This is a genomic window from Pseudomonas sp. PAMC 26793, from assembly GCF_000313235.1.
In the GTDB taxonomy this organism is placed as follows: Bacteria; Pseudomonadota; Gammaproteobacteria; order Pseudomonadales; family Pseudomonadaceae; genus Aquipseudomonas; species Aquipseudomonas yamanorum.
Map to the genome: position 1 here is coordinate 1 of NZ_AMXG01000033.1, position 3,590 is coordinate 3,590.

2 protein-coding genes are annotated in these 3,590 nt (G+C 56.8%); both read right to left on the reverse strand.

Annotated elements, in window-relative coordinates:
* Nucleotides 1-1,858 (reverse strand): immunoglobulin-like domain-containing protein (locus D109_RS1000000135250; RefSeq protein ID WP_017477427.1); only part of this gene is annotated, 1,858 nt, incomplete at its 3' end.
* A gap of 82 nt (nt 1,859-1,940) precedes the next feature.
* Nucleotides 1,941-3,590, reverse strand: a 1,650-nt coding sequence (locus D109_RS1000000135255; protein ID WP_017477428.1) for an immunoglobulin-like domain-containing protein, incomplete at its 5' end; no start/stop codon positions are given.

Below are 3,590 nucleotides of genomic sequence, written 5' to 3' on the forward strand. Positions count from 1 at the left end.
GGCCGTTGGACAGCGTCACGGTCACTGGTGCGTGCGCTTCATTAGAAAGCGTGGCGGTGTAGGTGATCTGCCCACCCTCGGTGATCGCAGTGTCGTTAGTCGACAGCGCCACCGTCGTGGTGTCGATCGAATCGGTAATCGTGGTGGTCGGCGGATTGGTGTTATCCGGCACCAGTTTCTCGAAGTTGCCGCCAGTAGCCGCTGTAATCGTGGTGCTGATGGTGGAGCCGTTGTTGTAGACATCGTTGGCGGGTGTCTGGAAGACCACGGTGCCGGTGGTTTTACCGGAATCAATGGTGATCACCTGGCCGTTAGACAGGGTCACAGTCACCGGCGCATGCGCTTCATTCGAAAGCGTCGCGGTGTAAGTGATCTGACCGCCTTCGGTAATGGCAGTGTCAGTGGTGCTCAATTTAACGGTAGTGGTGTCGATCGAGTCGGTGATGGTGGTAACCGCTGGGTGGCTGTTATCCGGAACCAGCTTCTCGAAGTTGCCGCCAGTGGCCGTGCTGATGGTGGTGCTGACGGTGGAACCGTTGTTGTAGACGTCGTTGACCGGAGTCTGGAATACCACGGTACCGGTAGTTTTACCCGCGTCGATGGTGATCACCTGGCCGTTGGACAAGGTCACGGTCACAGGCGCGTGAGCTTCGTTGCTCAAGGTCGCGGTGTAGGTGATCTGACCGCCTTCGGTGATCGCAGTGTCGTTGGTCGACAAGGTCACGGTGGTGGTGTCGATCGAATCCGAAATGACGGTGGTCGGCGGATTGGTGTTATCCGGGACCAACTTCTCGAAGTTACCGCCAGTAGCCGCTGTAATCGTGGTGCTAACGGTCGAACCGTTGTTGTAGACGTCATTGACCGGAGTCTGGAAGACCACGGTGCCCGTGGTTTTACCGGCATCAATGGTGATCACCTGGCCATTAGACAGCGTCACGGTTACCGGCGCGTGAGCTTCGTTGCTCAAGGTCGCGGTGTAGGTGATCTGGCCGCCTTCAGTGATCGCGGTGTCATTAGTCGACAACGTCACGGTGGTGGTGTCGATCGAGTCGGTAATCGTGGTGGTCGGCGGATTAGTGTTATCCGGAACCAGCTTCTCGAAATTGCCACCAGTGGCGGTGGTAATCGTGGTGCTAACGGTCGAACCGTTGTTGTAGACGTCGTTGACCGGTGTTTGGAAAACCACAGTGCCGGTAGTTTTACCGGCATCAATGGTGATCACCTGGCCGTTAGACAGGGTCACGGTGACCGGCGCATGCGCTTCATTAGAAAGCGTGGCGGTGTAAGTGATCTGGCCACCTTCAGTGATCGCAGTGTCGTTAGTCGACAAGGTCACGGTGGTGGTATCGATCGAATCGGTAATCGTGGTGGTCGGCGGATTAGTGTTATCCGGGACCAGCTTCTCAAAGTTGCCGCTAGTAGCCGCCGTAATCGTAGTGCTGACGGTGGAACCGTTGTTGTAAACGTCATTGACTGGAGTTTGGAAAACCACAGTGCCGGTAGTTTTACCGGCATCAATGGTGATCACTTGGCCGTTAGACAGGGTTACGGTCACCGGTGCGTGAGCTTCGTTGCTCAAAGTCGCGGTGTAGGTGATCTGGCCGCCTTCAGTGATCGCGGCATCGGTGGTCGACAAGGTTACTGTGTGGTGTCGATCGATCCGAAATACGGTGGTCGGCGGATTTGTATTGTCCGGAACCAGCTTCTCGAAGTTACCGCCAGTAGCCGTCGTAATCGTGGTGCTAACGGTGGAACCGTTGTTGTAGACGTCGTTGACCGGGGTCTGGAAAACCACGGTGCCCGTGGTTTTGCCCGCGTCGATGGTGATCACCTGGCCGTTGGACAGGGTTACGGTCACCGGTGCGTGCGCTTCATTCTCAAGGTCGCGGTGTAGGTGATCTGACCGCCTTCAGTGATCGCAGTGTCGTTGGTCGACAGCGTTACGGTGGTCGTGTCGATCGAATCGGTAATCGTGGTGGTCGGCGGATTGGTGTTATCCGGGACCAACTTCTCGAAATTGCCACCAGTCGCGGTGGTGATGGTCGTCTAACGGTCGAACCGTTGTTGTAGACGTCATTGACCGGCGTTTGGAAAACCACGGTGCCGGTAGTTTTACCGGCATCAATGGTGATCACTTGGCCGTTAGACAGGGTTACGGTCACCGGTGCGTGAGCTTCGTTGCTCAAGGTCGCGGTGTAGGTGATCTGACCGCCTTCGGTGATCGCAGTGTCGTTGGTCGACAAGGTTACGGTGGTGGTATCGATCGAATCCGAAATGACGGTGGTCGGCGGATTCGTATTGTCTGGAACCAACTTCTCGAAGTTACCGCCAGTAGCGGTGGTGATGGTCGTGCTGACGGTAGAGCCGTTGTTGTAGACGTCGTTGACCGGCGTTTGGAAAACCACGGTGCCGGTAGTTTTACCGGCATCAATGGTGATCACCTGACCGTTGGACAGGGTCACAGTCACCGGCGCATGCGCTTCGTTCGAAAGCGTGGCGGTGTAGGTGATCTGGCCACCTTCAGTGATCGCAGTGTCGTTGGTCGACAAGGTCACGGTGGTGGTGTCGATCGAGTCGGTAATCGTGGTGGTCGGCGGATTGGTGTTATCCGGTACCAACTTCTCGAAATTGCCGCCAGTAGCGGTGGTGATCGTTGTGCTAACGGTGGAACCGTTGTTGTAGACGTCGTTGACCGGAGTCTGGAATACCACGGTGCCGGTAGTTTTACCGGCATCAATGGTGATGACCTGGCCGTTGGACAGAGTCACAGTCACCGGCGCATGCGCTTCATTCGAAAGCGTGGCGGTGTAGGTGATCTGGCCGCCTTCAGTGATCGCGGTGTCGTTAGTCGACAGCGTCACCGTCGTGGTATCAACCGAGTCGGTGATCGTAGTCACCGCTGGCGTGGTGCTCGGCACCAGGTTCTCAAAATTACCGCCAGTAGCCGCCGTAATGGTGGTGCTAACGGTCGAGCCATTGTTGTAAACATCATTGGCTGGCGTATCGACGACCACCGTCCCCGTGGACTTTCCGGCTTCAATGGTGATCACCGAGCCATTGCTCAAAGTGACCGTCACCGGCGTCTGCGCGGGGTTGGTCAGGGTGGCGGTGTAAGTAATCTGACCGCCTTCGGTCACGCTTTCGCCCGCCGTCAGGGTGACGGTGGTGGTGTCGATCGAATCGGTAATTGTAGTAACCGCTGGCGTAGTCGCTGGCACCAGGTTCTCGAAGTTACCGCCGGTAGCCCCGGTAATCGTGGTGCTGATGGTCGAGCCATTGTTGTAAACATCATTGGCTGGCGTATCGACGACCACCGTCCCCGTGGACTTTCCGGCTTCAATGGTGATCACCGAGCCATTGCTCAAAGTGACAGTCACCGGTGTCTGTGCTGGGTTGGTCAAGGTAGCGGTGTAAGTAATCTGGCCGCCTTCGGTGACGGTATTACCGGCCGTCAGCGTGACCGTAGTGGTATCGATCGAATCGGTAATGGTGGTAACCGCTGGCGTGGTTGCCGGCACCAGGTTCTCGAAGTTACCGCCGGTAGCCCCGGTAATCGTGGTGCTGACGGTCGAGCCGTTGTTGTAAACATC